The following is a 24,474-nucleotide window of genomic DNA, read 5'->3' on the forward strand; positions in this document are numbered from 1 at the left end:
AGTTTCTTTTCTCCTTATAATGCGTAAGTTTGAGGAACACAAACCTGAAACTAAAAATCATGAACACCAATACATGGGTCGCAGCCCTATCTTTTGCAGCAACTTTATATTTAACACCACAAATTACCATTGCACAGGATTCTTTATTTATCATTCCAAAACCAAGAATTCAGATCGCCAAAACGGGACATTATATATATACTACCAAAACAGATGTTTTTGCCAGTGCCGGTTTTAAGGATGCGACAGCGCTACTCCATGAACATCCTTATCTGAAATTCGATCAGGTAAAAACACTTAAAAACGCCAGACACCTGCCTAAACAAGGCCTCATGCTGGTAAAGGCTGCTAAAGACGACACCCTTGCTCAGGATGCCTACCGACTGGAAATCAACAAAGACAGAATTGTGATTACGGCCCATCAGCCACAGGCGATATTGCATGGCATTTCAACACTACGTCAAATCGCTTATACGAGGAAAGATACCAAATCGCTACCGGCGGTATGGATCGAAGATCAACCGGCTTTTGGTTACCGGGGATTGATGCTGGATGTATCCCGTCACTTTTTACCCATAACTTTTCTAAAAAAATACATAGATCTTTTATCCTTATATAAGTTAAACACCTTCCACTGGCACCTTACTGATGGTGCAGGATGGCGATTAGAGATTAAAAAATACCCGGAACTGACTCAATTTGCAGCCTGGAGAACTGATGCCAGCTGGAAAAACTGGTGGAACAATGGCCGTAAATATTCGGAAATGGGAAGCTCAAATGCTTTTGGCGGCTTCTACACTGCAGAACAGGCAAAAGAACTGATCAGCTATGCTGCTCAAAGAGGCATTACCGTGATTCCTGAAATTGAAATGCCTGCACATAGTGAAGAAGTGCTGGCCGCCTACCCTAACCTATCTTGTTATGGCCTGCCTTATAAAAATTCAGAATTCTGTATCGGTAATGAAGATACCTTTACCTTTCTTCAAAACGTGCTGGACGAGGTACTAGAGATCTTCCCTTCTAAATACATCCACATTGGCGGCGATGAGGCCGATAAAACGGCATGGAAACAATGCCCGAAGTGCCAGAAAGTAATCAAAGACCATGACCTGAAAGATGAGCATGGGTTACAAAGCTACGCGATCAAAAGAATGGAGGCTTACCTAACCAGTAAAGGCAGGAAATTGATTGGCTGGGATGAGATTCTCGAAGGCGGACTAGCCCCGGATGCAACCGTAATGAGCTGGCGAGGGGAAAACGGAGGTATTGAAGCAGCCAATACCGGGCATGATGTGATCATGACGCCGGGTTCACACCTTTACCTGGATTCGTATCAAACGAACCCAATCGGACAGCCTGAGGCCATTGGTGGTTATCTGCCCTTAAAAAAAGTATACAGTTATCAACCGGTTCCAGCGGAAATTGATCCTGCAAAGAAAAAACACGTATTAGGCGTTCAGGCCAATGTATGGGCAGAATATATGCCCACCTCCAATCAGGTTGATTATATGGTTTTTCCAAGAGCAATTGCACTTTCAGAAGTTGCCTGGACTCCGGTAGCCCACAAAAACTGGGATGATTTTCAGTCCCGTTTACAAAAGCACTACCGCCTGTTACAGCAGTTTAATGTAAATTATTATCCGCCATCCAGGGACCTGAGCATTCTCTCTGGTTACGATATGGCCAATAAAGTGGCACAGGTCACGATAAACTCTGAGCAATTTCAACCAGAAATCAGGTATACCCTGGATGGAAGCACGCCAACGGCTAGCTCACCTTTGTATAAAGAGGGAATTTCTTTGGCCCAAAGTGGAACAGTTAAGGCCATAATTTTCGAGAATCAGCTTCCGGCAGGAAAAATACAGGAGCTGGAAGTCGACCTGCATAAAGCAATCGGTAAAAAAGTAACCTATAATAAAAAATACAGCACTAATTACCCTGCACAAAAAGAATTAACATTGGTAAACGGACAAAGCGGCGACCTTACTTATGGAGACGGACAATGGCAAGGTTTCCTTGGTGATCTGGATGTGACCATCGACCTGGAAAATCCACAAGCATTGCAACAATTGAAAATGAGGTATATGCAGTTAACCGGTCCCGGTGTATATATGCCGGCTTATGTTAAAGTGGAGTTTTCTACTGATGGAATCAATTTCAAAATGCTGCCACAGGTAGACAACGACGTCCCTTATACCGATGCTTCTTTAAGGTTTAAAACTTTCGTTTTTGACCTCAAAGGGAATACCGCGCGTTACCTGAGGATTACCGCAAAAAACGAGAAAAAAGGGTTCATGTTTAGTGATGAGATAGTCGTTTATTAGCAATTAGCTCGTTTGTGATGTGACGCCGGTCATTTTACTTCCGGCGTTATTTCAGTTATTTTGCATTAAGAACAGGTTTTATGAATGTAGGAATCATCGGTCTGGGCGATATGGGTAAAATGTATGCCAAAGGCTTTGCCAGGGCAGGTTATACCGTTTATGGCTCAGATCTCCCGGCAAGACGGGCACAGCTGGAAGAAGAATTGAGCCCTTTGGGCATATCCATCCTCTATGATGGTAAAGAAGTATCGCGCATTTGCGATGTGATCTTTTATGCCGTAGAATCTGAACGTATTGAAGAAGTTTTGGAACGTTATGGCAGCTCCACCAAATATGGGGCTATTGTAGGCGGGCAAACTTCCGTGAAGCATCCTGAAATTATGGCTTTTGAAAAACACCTGCCAAAGGATGTGCACATCATTACCTGCCACTCTCTTCATGGCCCCGGTTTTGATCCTGCGGGTCAGACCATGATCGTGATCCCACATAGAACAAATGCGGAAGCTTATCAGCGCATGACAGATCTTCTCTCCTGTCTGGGCTCTGAAATGGTCGAAATGAAGGATTATAAAGACCACGACCGCATTGTTGCCGATACACAGGCCGCAACTCATGTGGGCTTTGAAAGTATGGGCACCGCCTGGGCCTCCGCTGGTTTCTTCCCATGGGAAAACGCCTCCTACCTGGGTGGGATAGACAATGTGAAAATCCTGACTACTTTGAGGATTTTCAGTTATAAAGCACATATTTATGCGGGTCTGGCCATATTAAACCCCTTTGCCCGCCAGCAGGTAAAGCGCTATGCCCAGTCAGAATCTGAACTTTTCAAGATGATGATCATGGAAGAAGAGCAAGCCTTCAGAACCCGCCTTTATAAAGTACGGGATTTCGTTTTCAATGAGCGCAGGAAGCCTTTATTACTGGACGATCAGATTATGCAGGAATTTTCTCTGTCTGCCAGTCCAGGCGTTAGAAAAGCAAATTCCCACCTGAGTTTATTGAGCATGGCGGATTCCTGGTATCACTTACAAACCAATCCTTACGACAACCTGATTTGTCAGACGCCTCCCTTCCGTTTGCGACTGGGGATTGTGGAATACCTGTTTCGCAATGAAGAGCTGCTGGAAGAATCTATCACAGCAGCCTTGTTCGACAAAAGTATCCGCGCCGACGACCTTGAGTTTCATTCCGCAGTACGGGAATGGACTTCAATTATTGGCTATGGGGATATGGAGGGCTATAAACAACATTTCGATCAAACAAAACTGTTCTTCAAAGACCGGTTAGCACAGGGACGCGAACAAAGCTCTGCAATGATCAAAAGGTTGTCAGACCAGACTTATCTGCCTTAATTAGTTTTGCGGAGGTAAATGATCAGGTCTTCAATAGAAATGATTTTCAACTGATGTTTTGCGGCAATCCTGATTAAATCGGGTAAGCGGGCCATTTCGCCATCTTCCTTCAGGATTTCTACCAATACGCCGGCAGATGACATCCCTGCCAGGCGTGCCAGGTCTACGGTTGCTTCCGTATGGCCAGGTCTGGCCAATACACCACCTTCATGAGCGCGCAATGGAAAGATATGGCCAGGTTTACCAAGATCAAAGGCTTTGGTTTCCCGATTTATTAAGGAGCGGATAGTTTTTGAACGGTCGGAAGCTGAAATCCCGGTGCTACAGCCACTACCGAGTAAATCTACTGAGACAGTGAAACTGGTTTCATAAGCCGCAGTATTCTGTTGTACCATTTGATGGAGTTGAAGTTCTTCACACCGCTGAGCCGTTAGTGGCGCACAAACCAGCCCTCTGCCATGCGTAATCATAAAATTGATGACTTCCGGACTTGCAGCTTCAGCTGTAGTGATAAAATCACCTTCATTTTCCCGGTTTTCATTGTCTACCACAATAATGACTTTCCCATTTTTTAAGGCTTCAATCGCCTCAGGAATGGTGTTCAGTTTAATTTGCATGTTATCTTATCGCTTAAATTTCCAAACTGCAAAGTTATCTGGAATGGATTTTTAATTTTAGGATAAAGCAGGGCTTTATTGGTACTTTAAATGAAACTAGTCAATTTTCATTTTGCGAAAGGTAGCCGGGCTCATTCCCTCCTGCTTTTTAAACTGTCTGGAGAAATACGAGAAATCAGCAAACCCAAGCTCGGCAGCGATTTGTCCAACTGTTAAATGGCCATGAATCAGCATTCTTTTGGCTTCCAGTAATAACCTTTCCCTGATGGTCTCTCCTGCCGTTTTACCTGTAATCGCTTTTACCACTTCATTGAGGTGTGCAGGTGTCATAAACAAAGCTTCTGCAAAAAAGGAAAGCCTCGTTTCTTGTTTAAAATGATTTTCCACCAGCTTTTTGAACTTTTTAACCGTCATGACCTGGAGGTTGTCTTGTCGGAAGGCCGGTACTTCGGCTACCATTCTTTTCACCTGGAAGAGAAAGGCCAAAAGCAAATGCCTGATGATATTTACAGAGCGATCCGTTCTGCCGGTTTCTGCATGCAGCATGTTTAAGGAAGCAAGAAGTCCATCCCGTTCTTTTAGAGGTAAGCTTAAAGCAGGATTCTCATAAGTATTCTCCATGAACGACAATTGCGCAGGCATATCTGGAGGTCTGTCCCCAAGCGCCAGAAATTGTGCCGTAAACATAATGCTATATCCTCTTAGTTCTTCGGCTTTCTCCAACTCATGAATTTGTCCGGGCGCAATAAAAAAGATAGAGTCCAGCGATAACTCAAAAGAATGTTGGTCTATGGTATGCATGGAAGGCCCCTTTTCCAACCATAAAATCTCATAAAAATTGTGTTTATGAGGCCATACCATATTTGCCGGCCGGCCAATATTTTCAAATCTATCCATGACGAACTGACCTCGAATGGCGCAGGGAGAACTGAAATCTTCAAGCTGATAACTCACAATCATATAATAAAAGGCTAATATTTAAAGGCAGTCCAATGAATCAGTTTTCCCTTAAAATCGCCATTAAAATAGGCATACAACGCTTCAATATCCTGAAAACCATCATTTACTGCAAATTGATGAAGTTCTGCCGTAGGTAAAAGCCGACCATCAATGCTAGCCTGAACCGGCCTGTTTTCTACTTTACTTATTGAAATGGTCTGGATATGCTGACAAGACAAAACAGGTGCAAACTGAAACTCTCCGGGAGTATCCTTATCAATTACCATCATAATTTCCATGCCCTGACGCCATAAATTATCGGCATCTTTACGGATGGTATGTATTTTTGGCTCCAGAAATTCAGTGTATTGATCACCATCCCAACTGCGGTTAAATTTCTCCAGATGGCGCTGTAAATATTGGTAATAGTCCTTTTCTAAATGCGCTGAAAGGTTTGTTAATCCCTTCCAGATCTTTTCAATAAAGTAATTAGGCTGGTCATCAATGACCGTTCCGAATGATAATTTCATTTAAATATAATTTCTCTGCAACCACCAAAGGTAGTAAGATATTTTGCGAAGCCCATTATGGGGGCCTTAAACCTTCAAATGAGTCCTGTCATCTGACCTGATCACCCCAGTCAGGAGGCGCTAACCCATTAAGGGCTAATAGTTTTAAAAAACCAAACCAGAGATAATTTGTTACCTTATTACATTTAAATCCTACAAGATGAAAAAATTATGCTTAACAATTAGTTTAAGTATCGGCATGCTTTATGGAGCCAATGCTCAGATACAAAAAGGGAATGTGATGATGGGTGCCAACATATCCAACATCCAGTTTGGCTTAGATAAGCCCAACGTATTCAGTTTAAATATCAATCCTAAAGCCGCCTGGTTTGTACAGGATGGTTTGGCACTGGGTGGCGATGTTAATTTTGGACTTGCCACTGCAAAAGGTGCAGGAACCAGTATTTCTTATGGCATTGGGGCTTTAGGAAGGTACTATGGCATGACAGGTGCCGATGAAGTGGTTAAAAACTCCAGATTTTTTGGAGAGGCTACTGTAGGGATCAACGGAATTAATCCGGCAGGATCAGGAGGTTCTACCAATGGTCTTGGATTTAGTTTCGGTCCTGGTTTTACCTATTTCGTGACCCGCTCCATCGGATTAGAAGCACTGCTGAAATACAATGGAATTGTGGGCTTTGGAAGCAGTGCCTATAGCCATACCCTGAGTCTTGGCGTAGGTTTCCAAATTTATCTTCCTGGTCAAAGCACAGCTAAAAAGGTGGAAAAAGATATGAACTAAACGCTACTTTTTTTAATTATTCATTGCGACAAGAGGTTGTATCATCTGTAAAAGAAGGGCAACCTCTTTTTTTATCCTGTTATACCCCGACTTAGCATCGGTTTTAACACGGACCTTTACCCTGTAGCACAGGACATCGCGCAAAAATGAATCTTTACATTTGTGATTTTTAAGCGGATATTATGAGGAGGTTGCTAGGGCTTTAGTTGGTTAAATTGCCTTTCAAGGCAGAATTAACACTGTTTTAATCCACTAAATTGTTAGTAGAAAATATAACTTCATCACAGAATAACCCTAAATTACCTCACTGTTAATCAGTATCTTAGTTTCTGTTAACTCAGACAAATTAACCTCTTAATCATGGCAAAATGTACTATAGGCCCTTTTGGGCCCCTTTCTGGAAAAATAGGAAATATGGTTTTTTATATGTTAAATGGACAACTGATCTGCCGCCTGGTTGGTAAACAGGGAAAACCGAGTATAAAACAACTGAGCAATCGCCAGGCGATGACGGTAACCATGGAATTGCTGAAACCTCTGAAGGAATTTATCAATACCAGTTTTAGGCTGGAGGCAGAAGGAACACTTAAAAACCCGCATAATCTGGCTACTTCTTATAATAAAAAACAGGCTTTGACCGGCGAATATCCTAATATAAAGATTGATTATGACAAAGTGACCCTGAGTTCCGGATCACTGGAAGTGGCCAGGGATCTGAAAATCAGTAAAGGAGAAGATGGCCTCAATTTAAGCTGGGATACCGGTATTTCCAATAATGCTTCCAGTGATGACATCCTGATGGTAGCGATCAGTCACCCAACGAAAAAACAAGCAAGTACCTTCCTGAATGCGGCAAAAAGAGCAGATGGAACCTGTTTTATCCCTTTAAAATCATGGAAGATGACCGCGCAGATGGAAGTTTATATATGCTTTAGATCTTCAAATGAAAAACTAATCTCCGACAGTATTTATGTGGGAAACCTAAACGGTGTAGCGGAAAGCGAGGCTGAAAAAGCAAAGTACAAGGACACTAAAGCCCGTTATGACCTGGTAGCTGCTGATTATGAGCAGAAAAAAATGGATTACGCGGAAGGAGTCATCAAAGCCAAACCTTTCCGGCACCTGGAAAAAGAATACCTGGTTTTGAAGGAAAAACTGGCACACCTGCCGGGGAAACCCTCCTAAAACAGGGATTTTAAACGAATTTTAGTCCTGACCTGATTAAATCCCCCACAAACTGTGGAATAATGCTACACTCTAAAAGCGCAGCAAAAACGTTAACCTATTGTATTTCAGTGCAGTAATAAATTAATTCATTTGCGGCACCATTATTAAACATACCCTAAACGTAATTAATTAGAATATTAACTGAAACACAAGAGATATGAAAAAGATCATTTTATCAGCAGCATTTTTAGCTTTCGCAGGATTAACAGCAGCAAACGCAACAGAAGTAAAATCACCTTTAGCAATTACAGTTAAACAAGATAGTACCACTAAAGTACCTGTAGAATTGGCTGACCTGCCAGAGCCAGTGAAAGCAACATTACAAACAGAACCTGTAAAACAGTGGACACCAACAGCAGCATTTTTAGTGACAAATGCAGACAAAACCACCTATTATCACATTGATATTAAAAAAGGTGATGAAACAGCTGCAGTGAAATTAGGCGCAGACGGTAAACCCGTTACACAATAAGACCTTGGTGGTAAATCATCATACCACCGGTTTGAATAATAATTGAAGCAGTATTTTTACAGGAAGAAGCCGGAGCAATCCGGCTTTTTCTTGTCTTCATTTTTTTAACGACCACCGGGACTTACATTGTTTCCTCCCTGCTTTCCCTAATCTGTTCCCTTTTATGATATATTTGAAGATCAAACACTCAGGGAAAGCTTAGATACAAGACAGATGATACGCAACTTTTTAACTTCCTTTCAACTATTCAGCCCGGCAGAAATCAATGAAGTCATCGGGATGATGAAACCTAAAAAACTACAAAAAGGAGAATTCTTTATAGCCGAAGGGAAAACCTGCAAAGAAGTCGCCTTTCTGAACACAGGGATCCTGAGAACATTTTTTCGTGCTGAAACAGGAATAGAAACAACGTATTGTATTACTTTCCCCGGCGCATTGATGACCGCCTACGCTTCCTTTATCACCGGTAATCCAACCATAGAAAACATACAGGCTCTAGTACCCACAGAATTGCTATTGATTCAAAAAATTGATTTGGATCATTTAGCAGATACTAATCCCAACTGGAACAAATTTCTAAAGATCATCGCCGAGCAGCAATACCTGGAACTGGAAAAAAGAGTTTTTCAATTTCAACAGGAGAAAGCAAAAAAGCGATATCTTGATTTGTTGGAAAACCAGCCGGTTTATGTTCAGCAAATTCCTTTGCAATACCTCGCTTCCTATTTAGGGATTACAGCCCGACACCTCAGCCGACTGAGAAATGAGCTTTCTTTTTAGACATTTGTCCTAAAGCAGCATCCTGGTCTCTCCTATTTTTGTGCCATACCATCTCACAAAGTAGAAAATGAGCAGAATACTTATTATAAACGGACATCCAAACAAGGATAGTTTCAATCACGCGCTTGCAGAGTCTTATCACAGTGGTGCGCAAAAAACAGGCGCCCAAATCAGTCAGATCAATATCTCAGCACTCCATTTTAATCCCAATCTGGCCTATGGTTATAATCGAAGAATGGAATTAGAACCTGATCTCCTGGCTAGTTTAGAAATGATCAAAGCAGCAGATCACCTCGTTTGGATCCATCCGGTTTGGTGGGGAGGCATGCCCGCCATCATGAAAGGTTTTATCGACCGCTTGTTTCTGCCGGGCCTCACTTATCAGTACAGGGAAAATTCCATTTTCTGGGATAAGCTATTAACGGGTAAAACGGCGAGAATTATCACCACCATGGATCAACCGGCCTGGTATTACCGTTTCATTTATGGGAACCCCAGCATCCACCAATTGAAAAAAAGCACCCTGGAATTTTGTGGAGTAAAGCCCGTTAAGTTGAGTACCGTTGGAATTGTGAAGACTGCCAGTGCAAAACAGCGGCAAAAATGGCTCGATAAAATCCATCTTTTGGGGCAGCAACAAAAATAATCCGGCCAAACCAATTTTAAACCGCTTCATTAAGCCACAAAGTGTGGAGCATCTCTACAGTTAAAATCTGACACAATTACATAAACAGTTGTTTTTCAGCAAGATACTAATAATAAATACTCCTGGCATCATTATGAACCTTAGTCTAATCAGAATTAACAAGAATATTTAACAGAAACACAATAGATATGAAAAAGATCATTTTATCAGCAGCATTTTTAGCTTTCGCAGGAATTTCAGCAGTAAACGCATCAGAAGTAAAAAACACAGTAGCTATTACAGTAAAACAAGATAGTACTACAAAAGTTCCTGTAGAATTGAAAGATTTACCTGAAGCAGTAACTACAACATTACAATCAGAACCAGTTAAAGCATGGACGCCAACAGCAGCATTCCTTGTAACTAATGCTGACAAAACTACATACTACCTGGTAGAGGTGAAGAAAGACGCAGAAACTGCGGCTATCAAAATTGGAGCTGACGGTAAAGTAATTCAATAATCAGTATAAAAAATAATAGTGTATGTTTAAAAAGGGCTGGAGAAATCCGGCCCTTTTTCCGTTATCTCCTTAAATGTATCTTTTAAATTGTAGCTTTACCTCAAAATCACTATGGCGGCAGAATTACAACAATTGACCACAGGAAAGTATTTGTTTTTTGGAAAGCCTGCCCGTGTGGAGGGGCAAAACATTATGGTTGTTGAATTTAGCGGTACTGCATTAGGCATCACTAACAGTGAATCCGTTCTCCATGCTGCCGTTCAGGAATTTGACATCAGTCCCCTGCTCTCTAAAACATCTACCCATATTCTCGAAGAAAAACCTATTGAGGCCCATAAATTGTATACCTGGCCGGCCAACCTTGGCGATCCGAAAGCCTGGGCATCCAGTAAACAGTTGTTTTTTGAACAACATTTAATGAATCAGCCAATAGAAGTCCTAAATGTGCAGGAAAACCAACAAATCACCTGGAGATTTATACCTGTCACAGTATTCCGTGCCTTAGCAGAAGAAGCTCAGGCAGTTACACTCCTCTCCGGTATTTCTACCATTTTTTAGCTTTTCTGAGTTTGACAGAAATGTTAAATTAATGCCATTTAACGGTTATAGGAATGCCATAACGCCATATTAGATGTTTAAACTCTTTGTTTAAGTTTAGTTTTGTGGAAATATTAGAATTTTCCATGAACAAAATTATACTAGCGGGGCTTTTTTTAAGCATCGGTTTGCTGAGCTGTAACCAATTTGAATATAGCCCAAACCAGGTTTTCGACAGGAATTCCCCTAAAGATGTCAATGCAACCAGCTTGAGTCGCCTTGGCGACGGCAAGAACGACGACACCGTTCGCTTCGTGCTAAGTGGTGATCCCCAAAGGTCACGCGATGAAACCATTACTTTTGTTGAAAAGGTGAATTCACTACCAGGTGTTGACTTTGTACTTATTGCCGGTGATTTCACGGAGTTCGGCGTATTAAAGGAAATGGAATGGATCAGCAGAGCTTTAAGAAAACTAAATGTCCCTTATATGGGTGTTATTGGTAACCATGACCTGACCAATCGTGGCAGGGAAGTCTTTCAAAGGATGTTCGGTGCTTTGAATTATACATTCGTCTATGGCGGAACGAAATTTATCTGTCATGATACCAATAGCAGGGAGTACAGTTTCAATGGTCAGGTACCTGATATCTCCTGGTTAAAAACGGAGCTACAACCACAGGATGGAGTCAGCAATTATCTGGCTGTTTCACATGTACCTACTATTTCGCCAGACTTTGACCCCAAATTAGTGAAAGATTATACCGGAACTTTTGCAGAAACACCAGGATTTCTAGCCTCATTACATGGCCATAACCATACTTATGACCTTTATTTCCCTGATGATTCCGGAATCCCTTATGTCATCACCAGTTCTATTGGAAATGAAGAGTTTTTATTAGTTGAAATCATTAATCATAAAATAAGTTTTGAACGGATATCATTTTAAGCGCGTATATATATTATTAGCAGTACTTTTCCTGTTTTCGGGAAAGGCCTCAGCTCAGAAGTTAAACTTCCTGGTTCCCGACAATGCGATTGTGCAGTTTGCCGGCAGCATCGGCTATTTCAGTGTAGGTGCCGGCTATGATCTTTTTAAAAATAAAAAAGGAATACTGGATTTCAATTATGGTTATGTTCCGGTAAATAAAGGGGGCGAACTGCACATTGTTACTGCAAAATTCGCGTATAAATTTTATGAAATAAAGTTAAAAGACTGGGGAAAGATCTATCCCTTTAATCCGGGATTCTTTGCGAGTTATACTTTTCACCCTGACCTCTCTTTTAGTTTCGACAAAGATCTTTATCCGGATAATTACTATTACTGGTCTGAAGCCTTAAGGCCCAATCTCTCGATTGGAAGTGAGATTGAATTCGACATGAAAAAGATCTGGAAAGATTCAGGTGTTAAAGCCATCAGCTTATATTCTGAATTCAATACCAATGATTATTATATCATTAATTACTTTCAAAACACCTCTTCCTTAACCCTGACAGATGTATTCCAGTTGGGAATAGGTATGCGTGTTAAGTTTTAACAGGTTCCATTTCTAAATACATAGTAAGGATATTTCTTAATTTCAGTTTTTTTAAAGATCGGCTAAACATTTTGTGAACTTTTATTGTATTAGTATTATTAGGTTAACAAGAACCGGCACCCTGGAAACATTGAGTCGAAATTAACCTTTAATAAAACAACATTAAAAGTTTACCCTACTCTAAAAAACGTTTACCATGAAAAAACAACTATTATTATTACTCCTGGCAACAGGGATGCTGTCGGCCTGTTCACCTTACAACTACTATGCAGTAGGTAGTAAGCCAGTTGGAACCGACTTTAAAACTTATGCCTGGCTTCCTCCTGAAGACGGACAGACCAATAACATTTACAACAACGATATCGTTACCGATAAAATTGTACAAACAACCGAGACGGAGCTGACTAAAAAGGGTTTGGTACTGGATAACAAAAACCCGGATCTTTTGATTCGTTACTCTGCCATTGTAAACAATAGCATGAAAGTTTATGATGAGCCAATCTATTATAATCAGCCTCCAATGTTGAGTCCAAGGGTAGCCTATTATAAAGGTCGCGCAAGGTTCTTTTATGTATATGACAATCCATTCCCGGTATATGTCGGTAGCAGAGAGCGTAAAATGCCTATTAAAGAAGGAAATATCATGATCGATATCATTGAACGCAGCAGCTCCAAAGTAATCTGGAGGGGTTGGGCCGAAGGAGAATTGACAGATCCACAAAAAGCAATCAATGAAATACCTAAAGTAGTAGAAAACATTTTCAAACAACTACCTTAATATTTCGCAAACACTTGATAAAAAACAAATAGCCTCCAATTTGAAGTGCCCCCAAAAAGTTAGACACTTATTGGGGGCATTTTGTTTTTTATCAAAATAATGTATCGGATTTTAAAAAATTGTCTATATTATCCTTTACCTACATATAAAAACGACTTTAACTAATGAGAAACATTCTGAGAATCCTTATTTTGGGAGATCCAGCTAATGATAGTAATTTAATAACCAGCACCTTAGACCAATCAGACCTCACTTTTCAACAGCTGAATGTAACAGCGCTTTCTGATTTTGATTTCAGCCTGAAAAGCTTTGCTCCCGATGTAGTACTTGCATTTTGCGGGGATAAAAATTCCATCGGACACCAGGCCTTGCTGTTACTACAGCGCACTGGCTATCAGCTGCCTTTTATCTGTATCAGCAGACCTGAATTTGAAGAAGAAGCCCTTAAAATGTTGTCCGGTGGTGCTGCCGATTACCTTTTAGAAGACCGTCTGCGTAGGTTGCCCGGCGCCATTTTACAGGCCGTAGCAGGTCCTGCTTCAACTGATCAGCCGAAAAACTTTGCTTTGCTTCAGGAAATTCCTTTGGCTATTGCAATCCTTATGGGTAAGCAACATACTTTTACTTTTGTCAATACTTTTTTTCAAAATATTATTGGAAATAAACCAATTATAAATGAGTCCTTAAAAACCATATACGAGGGTACTGCGCTCGCTTTTCTGAATGAAAAAGCAACACTGGTGTATGAAACGGGAACAACCTATACCGTTAAAGAGATCAGCACTACCCTATCCAACGGCCCGTATTTTAATTTCAGCATTCAGGCTTTACGTGATGCAACAGGAATGATTGAGGGCCTGCTCCTCTCCGGGCTGGAAGTAACGGAGCAGGTGCAATACAGAAAAGAAAAAGAGCAGGTAAGTAATGAAATTGAAAAATTACTGGATGCCGTAAACGAGGGCTTTTACCTGAAGGATATCCGAAATAACCGGTACCTGAAATTGTCGGCAGGCTGTTCAAGGATTTATGGTTATAATTTAGAAGAATTTCATGAGAATCCTAATCTATGGTATGATGTGATTCACCCGGAAGACCGCCACATTGCAGAACGTGATGGAGTTCTGCTGGAAAAAGGAGAACAAACAAATAGTCAATACCGGATTATAGGTAAAGATAAAAGCATCCGCTGGATTGAGATAAAAGCCGTTCCACATTTTTTAAACGATGAAATTGAGACCGTAGACGGTGTAATAAGTGACATTACACAATGGAAAGAAACGGAAGAGCAGATCAAACAGGCAGAGGCTGTCCTTTCTGAAGCACAAAAAATGGCACAGATGGGCAACTGGAACTTCGACCTGCTCAAACAGGAGCTGACCTGGTCTGACGGGCTGAAAGAAATCTATTGGGCAGATGAAACACTGATTCCTGAAAATGAATATTTTGACAGCTTGATTCATCCGGACGACAAGCTCCGCGTAGAATATGAGGTCGATAAGTTGATCCGCCTTGGAAAAAATATGAAAACCAGCTTCCGCATTAGAAACACCGAAGGAGAAGTGAAAATATTGCAGGGAGAAAACCGGATTGAATTTGATAAGGAAGGCATCACTACCCGTCTTTATGGAACTTTGCAAGATGTGACTTCTATAAAAGCTGCCGAGGATACGCTTAAAAAATCGGAAGCCAATCTCCGTACCTTACTGGATCATACGGATGCGGCCTACATCCTCGTTGATCAGCAACTGAATATCATTTCTTATAGCCAAATGGCAAAAGAAATTGCAGAATTCAGGGGCCACTATAAAGAACTGGAAGGGAATAGCATTTTCGATTATTTCGCTAAAAATAAACGGGCAAGACTTCAAAAGATCATTGATGATGTGATTAATGGGAAAAACATGTCTTATGAAACGAATGTGATTGAAAAAGACGGTTCAGAAAAATGGTTCGCTTTAAAGTGGATTGGTGTAAATGACAATGAAAATCAATATTGGGGATTCATCTTGTCCATGAAAGACATCACCGAACAAAAAAACATTGCCAAAGCCCAGAATGAGACGACTTCCGAGCTGATCCGCAGAAATAAAGACCTGGAACAATTCACGTATGTAGTTTCCCATAACCTACGCGCACCAGTAGCCAATATCATGGGAATCAGCGATTTGTTAAGCGAAATGGAATCCGATCCTTCTTCTGCTGCTGAACTGATGCTTGGACTCCGCACTTCCATTAAAAATCTGGATACCGTGATCAAAGATTTGAATTATGTACTGACGGTGAAAAAAGATGCGCCGGACCGCATGAAAGAACTGGTAGAAATACAAATTCTGGTTGCTGAAATCAAGGACAGTATAAATAATCTGATTGTCAGTGAAAATATGACTTTTGAGTATCAGCTGGAAGAAGAAAAGTTTTATACGGTGCGTGGTTACCTATACAGCATCTTCTATAACCTGATCCTGAACAGTATCAAATACAGAAAGCCTGATATCTATCCCAGGATGATCATTAAAACTTACCTGACCGGAAAGCATTTGAATATTGTATTTGAAGACAACGGAAAAGGCATTGACCTGAAAAAACATGGAAGTCAGCTGTTTGGCCTATATAAGCGCTTTGATGTAGCTGTTGAAGGAAAAGGAATGGGTCTTTTCATGGTTAAAACACAGGTGGAAGACCTCGGTGGTACGATTCAGGTAACCAGTGAACCGGGAAAAGGTAGTATTTTCCACATCCTTCTCCCGATAAATGATCCACCTACTGCTCTCACCTTAAGGTAGGTTAGCCAGTGGGGAAATTATTTGATGATTTCCCCTGTATAATATTTAGCCAGAAAAAAGGCCAGATCTTCTTTATATCCTCTCCCCGAAGCTTCGAACTTCCAGCTGCCATTTCTTTTATAAAGCCTGCCGAATTCAATGGCCGTTTCAATGGAGAAATCTTCATCTAATTCGTATTTAGCCACTTCATCACCATTGGTATCGTCTACAATTCTGATGTAAGAACTGCGCACTTGTCCGAAGTTTTGTCTTCTGGCCTGTGCCTCATGAATGGTCACCACAAACAGGATTTCCTGAATGCGCTCATCAACCAGGGAAAGGTCTACTTTAACGATTTCATCGTCGCCCGTAGCACTATTACCACCTGTAGGGTCATCACCAGTATGAAATAATGCGCCATCAGGCGATTTATCATTCCCATAAAAAACGAAATATTCCTCGGCAGGAATCATCCTGGCCCCATCCACCATAAACGCAGAAGCATCTAAGTCAAAGTCCTGCCCCGTTCCTTCATTCGGATCCCAACCTAAGCCAACACTGATTTTGGTGAGACCAATGTTAATCTTTTCGCCTTTACGTAAGTTAATTGCCATAATTTCTTCATTTGAACTTTTTAAAGTTAGTATGTTTTGCCTGATTGGCAATTCTATTTTGATATCTTGGCACAAATATTACATGAATCATGACAGAGGATTATTCAGCTAAGGCAAGCAATCAGGAAATCGAGCGAAGATTTGATCAGGATGTAGAACGGTTTTCCAATCTGGATACCGGACAACTGACTACGCTTGATGCTGCGCTGACCATGGAATTGTGTACTGAAGCTGCAAAACATGTAACTCCGCAGGCGATAGAATTGCTGGACATTGGTTGTGGTGCAGGAAATTATACGTTGAAAATGCTGGGTAAAATCAAGGATTTAAACTGCACTTTAAACGACCTGAGCCTTCCTATGTTAAAAAGAGCGGAAGAACGGGTAAACGCGGTGACCAGCGGACAGGTAAAAACTATTCAGCTGGACATGCGGGAGCTGGACCTGGAAGACGATAAATATGATATTGTCTTTGCCGCGGCTACTTTACATCACCTTCGCGGTGATGAGGACTGGAAACAGATGTTCCAGAAAATTTACCGGGCATTGAAACCTGGTGGATGCTTTTGGATCTCAGACCTGATCACGCATGATTCACCACACCTGAATTGGCTTTTTACCCAGAGATATGCAGATTATTTAGAGGAATTGGGCGGGCCGGAATATTGCCTGAAAGTACTGGATTATATCGATCACGAAGACACGCCAAGATCCATTAATTATCAACTGAACCTGATGCAGGAAGTCGGTTTTAAACACGTAGAAGTATTGCACAAAAACCTTTGTTTTGCTGCTTTCGGAGGAATAAAATAAATCATGTCACTACTTCAAGATATTGCGGGGAACTACAAGCGATCGTTCTCCGGTCTGAGCAGGGAAACCTGGATTTTAAGCATTGTTATGCTCATTAACCGCAGTGGTTATATGGCTGTACCCTTTATGGGCCTTTATGTTACCCAGGCTTTACACCGTTCTGCTTCTGATGCCGGACTGATCATTACCCTGTTTGGTGTAGGTTCAATTATGGGTTCTGCAGCGGGAGGTAAACTAACCGATGTGATCGGTTTCAGGCCTGTTCAGATCATCTCTGCCATTGTAGGTGGTAGTTTTTTCTTGTTTTTCGCGAGTATTACCCATTTCCATACGCTTTGCATTCTGGCCGTGGTGATCAGTTTCTTTGCTGAAGCATTCCGTCCGGCTAATTTCGCGGCAATTGCAGCTTATGCCAAACCTGGCCTGGAAACCAGGTCCTATTCCTTAAACCGTCTGGCCACAAATATAGGCTGGGCTTTTGGGGTCAGTATGGGCGGATTAATTGCATCCTATAATTACAGGCTTTTGTTTTATGTTGATGGTGCAGTGAGCATCTTTGCAGGACTGGCCATTTTATGGTTCCTGCCAAAAATCAAAGGTTACAGAAAGACGATTAAAGAAAAGGTAAAAGGCATTGTGGTTCGTAAACCATGGGAAGATGTGCTGTTTATCAAATTTCTGCTGCTGAGTACCATTTTTATCATTTGCTTTTTCCTGATGTTTAGGGTCGTACCCGTATTTTTTAAAGAGACCTGGAAGATTGACGAATTTATGATCGGTCTGATTTTAGGCCTTAACGGGGTGATTATCGCGCTTTTTGAAATGGTAATGATCCATAAAATTGAGGGGAAGAGATCATCAGTGTTTTTCATCACGATTGGCGTACTCTTAATTGCAGCTTCCTTTCTGGTACTGATGCTGCCATTTGGCTCTCCACTAGTCCTGGGTGTAGTCTGTATCGTGTTTTTCACCTTTGGTGAAATGTTTGCCCTCCCCTTTGTGAACACTTTCGTGATGAGCAGGGCAAACGAGTTTAACAGGGGCCAATATGCCGCCGGTTATATGTTAGTATGGTCTGTTGCGCAGGTAGTAGGTCCTTCAGCCGGATTTTACATCGCTGAACATCATGGGTACAATACCCTTTGGTTCATCCTGACCTGTTTATTACTGGCTTGTGCTTATTTATATAAATTCATGAAGGCCGTAGATACGCCTACTTCAAAAAGTCCTCACGGGCTGGAGTAAAGGCATCAATCAATGTTCCTGCCGCGATACATACACAACCATGGATGGTATGCGGTGGGACATAAAAGCCGTCTCCTTTATTAAGGATCTTTTTTTCGTTTCCAATGGTCATTTCAAAGCTACCACTGTCTACATATGTCACCTGGGTATGGTGATGCTCGTGTAACGTTCCGATAGCACCGGCTTCAAATTTAGCTTTAACCAGCATAATGTGGTCGTTATGGCCAAACACCTGTCTTTGTATTCCATCGCCAAGGTCTTCCCAGGGCATTTCCGCTTCGATTTGAAACAATTCGCTTTGCATATCCATAGTTCAAATATAGCAAAAACGACAAATTAGCCGCGGCTGAGTTGTCGTTTGATAAAAGCAGAGATTAGTATATAGAATTGAGGGTTGATTAAAAGAGGAATTAAACTGAGTATAAAGGGGAATGACCCCCTTTTGGTATGATTTGAGTGCGTATGAATGTCTTTTAAATTAAAATCCCTGATGCACCTCCATGCACCAGGAATCTTGTTTTATAGGGGGGATGCCTTAAAAGTAAACAAGGTATTCTAATCCAGGAATTCTTTTACACCAAATGCAGCTCCTGCGTGGTGAATGATCAGATATATGTGGTTAATGAAATATTGGCCCTTTATTGCAATTCAGCCCCATTCCCGAGGTCAGAATGTTCATAATCCTTCGCTCCTACACTGAAAATCTAGTTTTATCACCAAATTTGATTTACCTTTACAGATCCTTAATAAATTTCATGTAACAAAAAAATGTATTACGTCAAATGTAGTTTTTACGTTGCGAATATAATTTTTGATTAGATTTATTAAAAGTATTCGAATTATAGGAGGAGATCAATGGATAAAAAATTAAACTGCGTCATTATTGACGACGAGAAGCATGCTGTAGAACTCCTGGCAGACTATATTGAGGCTATGCCCAATTTGCACCTGCTCAAGTATTTTACGGATCCATTACAGGCATTAATGGAGATTTCTGAAGAAGACAACATTGACATTGTCTTTATGGACATGGATATGCCTGGTATTTCCGGATTAGATCTTTCTGTAGCCATCAGGGCAAAAACGAAATACCTGATCATCACGACTGGTCATTCCAAATACGCCTATGAAGCTTTCGGGGTACAGGCTAACGAATATTTATTGAAACCGATCTCAATGAGCAAGTTTGCATTGATGATCAAGAGGCTGCTCAGTCTGGAAGCCATTAGTAAAGCACCTGCTCCTGTGGATGATTTTTTCTTTATCAAAACAGACCAGGTTCAGAAATACACGAAAATCAATATTAAAGACATTATTACCATTGAAGGTCTGAACAATTATGTAAAGATCCATACCTGTTCAGAAACACATGTGGCTTATTTAACCATGAAGGAACTGGAGAGCAAGTTACAGGACATCAATAATTTTGTGCGGGTACAACGCTCATTTATTGTTGCGGTAAATTACATCCAGAAAGTGGAAGGGAATACGATTGTATTGAGCAATAAGATGGAAATCCCTTTGGGGACTACTTATAAAAAGCAATTCCTGACGTTCCTTGCTGAGAAAACGATGAAATCTAACCGAAGTATCTCCGAATAGACTTCATCGCCTGGTGCTGATTTATATAGCATCAAAAATGATTATACTACAAGTATGAGTTATTGCAGTTCCATTTGTTGGATCTGTAAGTGTTGGAAAAAGCCTTGATTTGTTTTTTCTTGATTTGAATACAAATAATGTGCTTTTTTTTAATTCGAATGAGATGATTTCTTTTTTCATAATAATAAGTTTTTATGAAAATTAGAGCAGAGCAGTGCTCCTTCGAAAAGTATTACGTTAACGCCTTTTTTTTTTACACAAAATGAATATTATCCCTCCGATCCTGATTAACTTTCTACGTAAATACAAGATCCACTTCATTGGTTGGTTCATCTTTATTCTCTATGAGGTAGTTATCATGGGATTAATAAAAAAACAATTTTCCCCAATTGGAAATTACGTTATCTTTTATCTTTTCAATGTTATTTTGTTTTATGTTCATGCGCATTTCGTAATGCCTGCCGCAAAGATGAAGACGGTCCAGGCACTCTGGAGGCTACCTTTATTCATTTCATTCGAGGTTATCGTTTACATCTGTGTCACACTTAATATCACAGATTTCCTTCACCGACATGGTTATGTTGTTTTCTTAAATCCACCTAAATTTAGTTTAGATATTTACCTGGGGACATCCTACCGCGTTATCTATTTTATTCTGTTCTCCTGTGCCTATTATTATATCCTCCGCTATTTTGAAGAAAGAAAACGCGCGGAAGAAAAGGAAAAAGAAAGGCTCCTGGTCATCATTGAGAACCAAAGGATTTATGCCGATCTGATTAAATCACAACACGCACACCTGAAAGCACAGATCAATCCACACTTTCTCTTCAATATTTTGAATTTTATTTATACGAGCACCAGAAAAACTGCCCCGGAAGCGGCTGAAGCTATCCTTGCTTTATCGGAAATGATGAGGTATTCTATTGAGGAAGTAGGCCATGTCGACACACCTCTGATCGGAGAACTGGAACAGGTGGAAAATCTGATTAAGCTACACAAAATTAAATCACATAAAAACCTCTACATCACACTGAAATATGATGAAGAGGTGGAAGAGCTGAAAATCATTCCGCTTCTGATTATGACCCTTGCGGAAAACATGTTCAAGCATGGGGATTTAACACAGGAAGACCAGCCTGCATACCTCCGCCTGAAGTATAGAGAAGATGTATTACAAGTCGAGACCAACAACCTTATCGCCAAAAACCAGTTGCATCCAAGTCACCATATTGGCCTCGACAATGTAAAAAAACGTTTAAAAGCAGCGTATGGAAACCGCGCAACACTCCAAACGTCAGTGGACGATCAACGTTTTAAAGTGTTGCTGGAAATCAATCTGACTACTACTGCGCAAAAAACCGCCTTAAACTATCGTTAACCTTTGCTGTTCCATTTGCAATTGCTTGTAAAAGAAACTATAAATGAGCAGCTCATGAGCCCTTTGGTGATCAGAAAACAGCCGGTTTATATGCATGTGAAATAAGCTACAGAACAAGGCCCGCCTTTGTGCTGTAGCAGTAGCCATCAGCGTACTCAGGAAGGACTCCTGTAGTTGATCTAATGATAACCCCTTTCCGGTTTCAATTTGCTGTAAGCGGCCCTTAAAATCAGTCCATTCACGGTTCACCAGTTTGAAATCATCACTTTTAAGATGGTGTTCCTGTTCAAAGGCCCGTTGTACCCCGCGGATAAATTCCAACAGCGCTTTGTTTTCCAGTTGCAGTACCGGAAGTGCAGCTTTCATCAGGTTGATGCAATTCGCATAAATGGAGAAATCATCCAGATCATTGGCCAGCACTTCCAGTGCATAATCACTATCCTTGCTAAAATGCTGTTCTGTAAGTTCCATCTGCAGGGCTCCATAACGGGCAATCTCCCGGTAGTAAGTTTTCATTTGCAGGTCTTTGATCAGCCCATCCCGCAGGTCTGCGCCAAGCAGTTCATTCAACTGGGTCATGTAATCATATCCCGCCTGCTGATCCTTCATCCGGATCCGCAACCGGAGGTGTGGACGGGGGTCATAATACCGGATAAAAAACCAGGTTTTGAAAGCTTCCTGATGCTGGTTGATGAATCCCATAATCCGCTCAGTTAACAGGAAATTACTCCTTTCCGGATGACTGTAAATCTCATAACTCAGCCAATCTTTTCCAGGCATGATGACCGGTTCAATGCTCTGCTGCTGAACAAAATCACTGGAAATGTAACCCGGATAGATTTGTTCCCGGTGACTAACAGCCAGCAAAGCCTGCGTAAAGTAAGACTTCTTATATTCATCCGTAAACAACTGACAATCTGAACAAATAACCTCTGTTAGAACGAAATCGTCATATTGATTTGCATACCATTTCAGGAAGAAAAGATCTTCAGGATTCGCTTTATCAAAACACAAAGTCTGATCACCTACTCCAACAGAAAAGTAAGCACTCATTCCCATTTTATCCAGTATAGTTAAGTTATCGTTGTTTTTCAGCTCCACTCCTTTTACCCGCCATTTTGCGGGAGACAGCACCAGATTTTCGTATTGAATTCTTGGGTAATAATCCAATCCGGGCAGCAGCTGCTGGACGTCAAAAAGGAACTGAGTCTGAATTCCCTGGTGCTGCAGGTCGCATAAAAACCGGTATACAGTGAGGTCTGATCTGCTGTAATTATATGCAGAAGCAAGTCTGGGGATTAGTCTTTTTCCATATTTTTTTGAGTATAAAATGACTTCCTCCCCCTGAACAGTGACCATAATATCATGAAGGCCTATTAAATGTTCCGTACAAGAGTAATTGAGAATGGGTAATTCGTGTTCATAAATCTGCGCTCTGCGATTGACATTGTCCACTCTTCCTTCTGCCATGTAAGCCAGATCGAAGAAAATCACTTCCGGATTCGCCTCCGATTCCACTGCGGCAATCGCTTTACAGTGCCTGGCAAAGGATTCATTGGCCAGTGTAAAGCGCCCCGACAATGAATTTGCGGTGCAACCACCAACAGCATCCAATACCACGAGATCCCCTGCAAACCTCGCCAACACGCTAAAGCTATTTCCAGGCTTTAACACCCGTTCCTCCTGTACATCGCCCATCAAATCTTTCAGTTGCAGGACTTCACATTTACTCCCGTTTCCTTTGAGCATCGCTTTAACCAGTCCATTGACAAGTCCCGTCCAGGGGATTAAAGCAGGGCCTTTCCTTCCGGGATGTCCGCTTAGTTCCTCTGCCAAACCGGATTCTCCGGCAGCAGAAGCAAAAGCTCCGTAGCCAATTCCCAACTCCGGATCAAGAATAGTCATCAAAGAAACCTCCTGTCCTTCATAATGTTTATTAAAGTCTCTAATGAAACGATTAAGCCCCTCATTAACTTTAGATTGATTCAATCTTAGTAAAGAATTTATGCAGAAAGGTAAGTGCTTGAGATTAGCCCCCGGAAGGTCGCCGGAAATCATTTTCCTTTCTGCAATCAGGTAATCCCCCTGGCTTGCTTCCGCAACATACCCCGTACGTCCGAAGTACTCAGGTCCGATGATATTTGCATTTAAATCGGTAAACAAGAGCTGGGAATCCACCATGGCTTTCAGCATCCCCAACAACACTTCTTCGGCAATTGCGTTTGCCGCTGCAAACTCAAGTATCTGCGGATAAGCAGCTCTTTCCGCGCAAAAAATCAATAGTTCCAGAATCACTTCACTGGAAGCAATCTCTGACAATTCGAACACTTTCCCACCTAACGAAATGAAACGAATATGATCAGCGGCGATATAATAGCTGGAATTTGAGAAATAGAAGCGATCTGCGGCGCTCAATTGCGTTTCAGTCAACTCTGAGGCCCGGCATTGCGACCAGTCCTTAAAACGATTCAAATGCTGTGCTTTGGAGAACACCGGGCGCGCTTTACCTTCGCCCAAAGCTGCCACAGCGAAGCCGGCAAAACTACCAAAGGGCGTGCCCCGGTATTTGGAGCGGTTGAAATACTTCCAGATGGTATACTGCATCTTCGGATCAAGACCTACGATATCAACAGCCCTTAAATCCTTTATTTTATCATAGAATTCATTGGATGAATGACCGATAGCCTCCTTTAGATCTTCCCATACTTCAGCTAACTCATCTGTCATTGAAAAAGCCGGAATCCTCAACAGGACCACAGGACTGATGTTTAATTTTATATTCATAACGAGCGATTAATATCTTTTCCTGCTACAATTTCCTTTACATTTAGGAATGATCCTAATTTATTACACCAAATGATTCAGGGCTTACGTAAAAAAAACTGAGGCCAAAAGATTTAAACATTTTGCCAGCCCAATGGCCGGTTAAGTACTAAAAGTAGTACACCTGACGTTTTGGAATGTGTAGTGAAAAGGTCATTTTAAAACAAGAAATTAAAATAAATTCAGCTAACCGCCAACTAATCAATACCTTTGTAAAAA

General features: G+C 41.3%; 23 protein-coding genes and 1 pseudogene. 17 read left to right on the forward strand and 7 right to left on the reverse strand.

The annotated features are described in order from the left end of the window. The first annotated feature begins 59 nt into the window (after positions 1-59). The gene (locus OQX61_RS21770) at positions 60-2,324 is read left to right on the forward strand and encodes a family 20 glycosylhydrolase (protein WP_265843932.1); all 2,265 of its coding nucleotides are present in this window, start codon (positions 60-62) and stop codon (positions 2,322-2,324) included. 80 nt (positions 2,325-2,404) lie between these two features. After that, positions 2,405-3,676 carry a prephenate dehydrogenase gene (locus OQX61_RS21775; RefSeq protein WP_265843933.1) on the forward strand — a complete coding sequence of 424 codons (1,272 nt, stop codon included), beginning with the start codon at positions 2,405-2,407 and terminating at the stop codon, positions 3,674-3,676. 14 nt (positions 3,677-3,690) lie between these two features. Here the strand turns inward: OQX61_RS21775 and ribB are convergent. From ribB to OQX61_RS21790, 3 genes and pseudogenes are all read right to left on the reverse strand, one after another. Then, positions 3,691-4,293 (reverse strand): annotated as a pseudogene (gene ribB / locus OQX61_RS21780) (3,4-dihydroxy-2-butanone-4-phosphate synthase); the annotation flags it as partial. Positions 4,294-4,389: 96 nt separating this feature from the next. Then, entirely contained in the window at positions 4,390-5,190 is an 801-nt protein-coding gene (locus OQX61_RS21785; protein WP_265843934.1) for a helix-turn-helix transcriptional regulator, read from the reverse strand. 74 nt (positions 5,191-5,264) lie between these two features. Then, the gene (locus OQX61_RS21790; RefSeq protein WP_265843935.1) at positions 5,265-5,762 is read right to left on the reverse strand and encodes a hypothetical protein; all 498 of its coding nucleotides are present in this window, start codon (positions 5,760-5,762) and stop codon (positions 5,265-5,267) included. 199 nt (positions 5,763-5,961) lie between these two features. Between OQX61_RS21790 and OQX61_RS21795 the strand changes: the two genes are divergently transcribed. From OQX61_RS21795 to OQX61_RS21845, 11 genes are all read left to right on the forward strand, one after another. Further along, positions 5,962-6,543 carry a hypothetical protein gene (locus OQX61_RS21795; RefSeq protein WP_265843936.1) on the forward strand — a complete coding sequence of 194 codons (582 nt, stop codon included), beginning with the start codon at positions 5,962-5,964 and terminating at the stop codon, positions 6,541-6,543. Between the two features lie 360 nt (positions 6,544-6,903). Then, positions 6,904-7,728: a DUF6266 family protein gene (locus tag OQX61_RS21800; RefSeq protein ID WP_265843937.1), complete on the forward strand. Its 825-nt coding sequence runs from the start codon at positions 6,904-6,906 to the stop codon at positions 7,726-7,728. Positions 7,729-7,927: 199 nt separating this feature from the next. After that, positions 7,928-8,242 (forward strand): hypothetical protein, encoded by a 315-nt coding sequence (locus OQX61_RS21805; RefSeq protein ID WP_265843938.1) that lies wholly within the window; start codon positions 7,928-7,930, stop codon positions 8,240-8,242. A 213-nt stretch (positions 8,243-8,455) separates the two neighbouring features. Then, complete coding sequence (locus OQX61_RS21810) at positions 8,456-9,022, forward strand: Crp/Fnr family transcriptional regulator (protein ID WP_265843939.1); 567 nt, start codon at positions 8,456-8,458, stop codon at positions 9,020-9,022. A gap of 67 nt (positions 9,023-9,089) precedes the next feature. Continuing rightward, a complete protein-coding gene (locus tag OQX61_RS21815) occupies positions 9,090-9,668 on the forward strand; it encodes an NAD(P)H-dependent oxidoreductase (protein WP_265843940.1) in 579 nt (192 codons plus the stop codon). A gap of 188 nt (positions 9,669-9,856) precedes the next feature. Next, the gene (locus tag OQX61_RS21820) at positions 9,857-10,168 is read left to right on the forward strand and encodes a hypothetical protein (RefSeq protein WP_265843941.1); all 312 of its coding nucleotides are present in this window, start codon (positions 9,857-9,859) and stop codon (positions 10,166-10,168) included. 111 nt (positions 10,169-10,279) lie between these two features. Further along, on the forward strand, positions 10,280-10,726 hold the full coding sequence (locus tag OQX61_RS21825) for a hypothetical protein (protein ID WP_265843942.1): 447 nt from the start codon (positions 10,280-10,282) through the stop codon (positions 10,724-10,726). Between the two features lie 125 nt (positions 10,727-10,851). Further along, on the forward strand, positions 10,852-11,652 hold the full coding sequence (locus tag OQX61_RS21830; protein WP_265843943.1) for a metallophosphoesterase: 801 nt from the start codon (positions 10,852-10,854) through the stop codon (positions 11,650-11,652). After that, positions 11,633-12,241 carry a hypothetical protein gene (locus tag OQX61_RS21835; RefSeq protein ID WP_265843944.1) on the forward strand — a complete coding sequence of 203 codons (609 nt, stop codon included), beginning with the start codon at positions 11,633-11,635 and terminating at the stop codon, positions 12,239-12,241. Before OQX61_RS21830 ends, OQX61_RS21835 begins: the two co-directional genes overlap by 20 nt. A gap of 196 nt (positions 12,242-12,437) precedes the next feature. After that, complete coding sequence (locus tag OQX61_RS21840) at positions 12,438-13,019, forward strand: DUF4136 domain-containing protein (RefSeq protein WP_265843945.1); 582 nt, start codon at positions 12,438-12,440, stop codon at positions 13,017-13,019. A 164-nt stretch (positions 13,020-13,183) separates the two neighbouring features. Beyond that, positions 13,184-15,802, forward strand: coding sequence for a PAS domain-containing protein (locus OQX61_RS21845; RefSeq protein ID WP_265843946.1), 2,619 nt, complete (start codon positions 13,184-13,186; stop codon positions 15,800-15,802). 17 nt (positions 15,803-15,819) lie between these two features. On the opposite strand, the gene OQX61_RS21850 is transcribed toward OQX61_RS21845, so the two are convergent. Beyond that, positions 15,820-16,398: a TerD family protein gene (locus tag OQX61_RS21850; RefSeq protein WP_347343842.1), complete on the reverse strand. Its 579-nt coding sequence runs from the start codon at positions 16,396-16,398 to the stop codon at positions 15,820-15,822. Between the two features lie 86 nt (positions 16,399-16,484). On the opposite strand from OQX61_RS21850, the gene OQX61_RS21855 reads away from it, so the two are divergent. Together OQX61_RS21855 and OQX61_RS21860 are read left to right on the forward strand one after the other, a co-directional pair. Next, positions 16,485-17,207 carry a class I SAM-dependent methyltransferase gene (locus OQX61_RS21855; RefSeq protein WP_265843948.1) on the forward strand — a complete coding sequence of 241 codons (723 nt, stop codon included), beginning with the start codon at positions 16,485-16,487 and terminating at the stop codon, positions 17,205-17,207. Positions 17,208-17,210: 3 nt separating this feature from the next. Continuing rightward, complete coding sequence (locus OQX61_RS21860; RefSeq protein ID WP_265843949.1) at positions 17,211-18,452, forward strand: MFS transporter; 1,242 nt, start codon at positions 17,211-17,213, stop codon at positions 18,450-18,452. Here OQX61_RS21860 and OQX61_RS21865 read toward each other — a convergent pair. Beyond that, positions 18,421-18,756 (reverse strand): cupin domain-containing protein, encoded by a 336-nt coding sequence (locus OQX61_RS21865; protein WP_265844050.1) that lies wholly within the window; start codon positions 18,754-18,756, stop codon positions 18,421-18,423. The two genes, OQX61_RS21860 and OQX61_RS21865, sit on opposite strands and share 32 nt — an antisense overlap. 551 nt (positions 18,757-19,307) lie before the next feature. On the opposite strand from OQX61_RS21865, the gene OQX61_RS21870 reads away from it, so the two are divergent. Continuing rightward, positions 19,308-20,054 carry a LytTR family DNA-binding domain-containing protein gene (locus tag OQX61_RS21870; protein WP_265843950.1) on the forward strand — a complete coding sequence of 249 codons (747 nt, stop codon included), beginning with the start codon at positions 19,308-19,310 and terminating at the stop codon, positions 20,052-20,054. 21 nt (positions 20,055-20,075) lie between these two features. Here OQX61_RS21870 and OQX61_RS21875 read toward each other — a convergent pair whose 3' ends face one another. Continuing rightward, complete coding sequence (locus OQX61_RS21875) at positions 20,076-20,234, reverse strand: hypothetical protein (protein WP_265843952.1); 159 nt, start codon at positions 20,232-20,234, stop codon at positions 20,076-20,078. A 289-nt stretch (positions 20,235-20,523) separates the two neighbouring features. On the opposite strand from OQX61_RS21875, the gene OQX61_RS21880 reads away from it, so the two are divergent. Continuing rightward, positions 20,524-21,432, forward strand: coding sequence for a histidine kinase (locus OQX61_RS21880; RefSeq protein WP_265843953.1), 909 nt, complete (start codon positions 20,524-20,526; stop codon positions 21,430-21,432). On the opposite strand, the gene OQX61_RS21885 is transcribed toward OQX61_RS21880, so the two are convergent. Beyond that, on the reverse strand, positions 21,418-24,216 hold the full coding sequence (locus OQX61_RS21885; RefSeq protein WP_265843954.1) for a lantibiotic dehydratase: 2,799 nt from the start codon (positions 24,214-24,216) through the stop codon (positions 21,418-21,420). The two genes, OQX61_RS21880 and OQX61_RS21885, sit on opposite strands and share 15 nt — an antisense overlap. Positions 24,217-24,474: the final 258 nt, after the last annotated feature.

The sequence above is a fragment of the Pedobacter sp. PLR genome (assembly GCF_026239675.1).
Lineage (GTDB): Bacteria > Bacteroidota > Bacteroidia > Sphingobacteriales > Sphingobacteriaceae > Pedobacter.

Coding starts and splice junctions, on each gene's coding strand:
- OQX61_RS21770 (WP_265843932.1), top strand. CDS start 60: ATGAACACCAATACATGGGTCGCAGCCCTATCTTTTGCAGCAACTTTA.
- OQX61_RS21775 (WP_265843933.1), top strand. CDS start 2,405: ATGAATGTAGGAATCATCGGTCTGGGCGATATGGGTAAAATGTATGCC.
- OQX61_RS21785 (WP_265843934.1), bottom strand. CDS start 5,190: ATGGATAGATTTGAAAATATTGGCCGGCCGGCAAATATGGTATGGCCT.
- OQX61_RS21790 (WP_265843935.1), bottom strand. CDS start 5,762: ATGAAATTATCATTCGGAACGGTCATTGATGACCAGCCTAATTACTTT.
- OQX61_RS21795 (WP_265843936.1), top strand. CDS start 5,962: ATGAAAAAATTATGCTTAACAATTAGTTTAAGTATCGGCATGCTTTAT.
- OQX61_RS21800 (WP_265843937.1), top strand. CDS start 6,904: ATGGCAAAATGTACTATAGGCCCTTTTGGGCCCCTTTCTGGAAAAATA.
- OQX61_RS21805 (WP_265843938.1), top strand. CDS start 7,928: ATGAAAAAGATCATTTTATCAGCAGCATTTTTAGCTTTCGCAGGATTA.
- OQX61_RS21810 (WP_265843939.1), top strand. CDS start 8,456: ATGATACGCAACTTTTTAACTTCCTTTCAACTATTCAGCCCGGCAGAA.
- OQX61_RS21815 (WP_265843940.1), top strand. CDS start 9,090: ATGAGCAGAATACTTATTATAAACGGACATCCAAACAAGGATAGTTTC.
- OQX61_RS21820 (WP_265843941.1), top strand. CDS start 9,857: ATGAAAAAGATCATTTTATCAGCAGCATTTTTAGCTTTCGCAGGAATT.
- OQX61_RS21825 (WP_265843942.1), top strand. CDS start 10,280: ATGGCGGCAGAATTACAACAATTGACCACAGGAAAGTATTTGTTTTTT.
- OQX61_RS21830 (WP_265843943.1), top strand. CDS start 10,852: ATGAACAAAATTATACTAGCGGGGCTTTTTTTAAGCATCGGTTTGCTG.
- OQX61_RS21840 (WP_265843945.1), top strand. CDS start 12,438: ATGAAAAAACAACTATTATTATTACTCCTGGCAACAGGGATGCTGTCG.
- OQX61_RS21845 (WP_265843946.1), top strand. CDS start 13,184: ATGAGAAACATTCTGAGAATCCTTATTTTGGGAGATCCAGCTAATGAT.
- OQX61_RS21855 (WP_265843948.1), top strand. CDS start 16,485: ATGACAGAGGATTATTCAGCTAAGGCAAGCAATCAGGAAATCGAGCGA.
- OQX61_RS21860 (WP_265843949.1), top strand. CDS start 17,211: ATGTCACTACTTCAAGATATTGCGGGGAACTACAAGCGATCGTTCTCC.
- OQX61_RS21865 (WP_265844050.1), bottom strand. CDS start 18,756: ATGCAAAGCGAATTGTTTCAAATCGAAGCGGAAATGCCCTGGGAAGAC.
- OQX61_RS21870 (WP_265843950.1), top strand. CDS start 19,308: ATGGATAAAAAATTAAACTGCGTCATTATTGACGACGAGAAGCATGCT.
- OQX61_RS21875 (WP_265843952.1), bottom strand. CDS start 20,234: ATGAAAAAAGAAATCATCTCATTCGAATTAAAAAAAAGCACATTATTT.
- OQX61_RS21880 (WP_265843953.1), top strand. CDS start 20,524: ATGAAGACGGTCCAGGCACTCTGGAGGCTACCTTTATTCATTTCATTC.
- OQX61_RS21885 (WP_265843954.1), bottom strand. CDS start 24,216: ATGAATATAAAATTAAACATCAGTCCTGTGGTCCTGTTGAGGATTCCG.